The following is a 499-nucleotide window of genomic DNA, read 5'->3' as shown; positions in this document are numbered from 1 at the left end:
CGCTGATCCGGTCTGGGCCAAGGCCTTCACCTTCACCGGCCTGCAGATCACCTGGATGCTGATCGGCTACGGTTTCGTCGCCGCGGTGCTGCCGGTGTGGCTGATCCTGGCACCCCGTGACTACCTGTCGACCTTCCTCAAGATCGGCACCATCATGGCCCTGGCGATCGGTATCCTGATCACCATGCCGGTGCTGAAAATGCCGGCGCTGACCCAGTTCGTCGACGGCACCGGCCCGGTCTGGAAAGGCGGCCTGTTCCCGTTCCTGTTCATCACCATCGCTTGCGGCGCGGTTTCCGGTTTCCATGCGCTGATCGCCTCCGGTACCACGCCCAAGCTGCTGGCCAGCGAAGGCCATGCCCGCTATATCGGTTACGGCGGCATGCTGATGGAGTCCTTCGTCGCCATCATGGCGATGGTCGCCGCCTCGGTCATCGATCCAGGCGTCTACTTCGCCATGAACAGCCCGGCGGCCGTGGTTGGCGCTGATGCGGTGAGC

General features: G+C 64.1%; 1 protein-coding gene. It reads left to right on the top strand.

The genetic code is table 11. The annotated features are described in order from the left end of the window. On the top strand, nucleotides 1–499 hold a 499-nt coding region (locus M5B99_RS29775; RefSeq protein ID WP_318654600.1), incomplete at both ends, for a carbon starvation CstA family protein.

The organism is Pseudomonas sp. MWU13-2100, from assembly GCF_023242365.1.
Classification (GTDB): Bacteria; Pseudomonadota; Gammaproteobacteria; order Pseudomonadales; family Pseudomonadaceae; genus Aquipseudomonas.
This window is presented reverse-complemented; position numbering and strand designations above follow the sequence as displayed.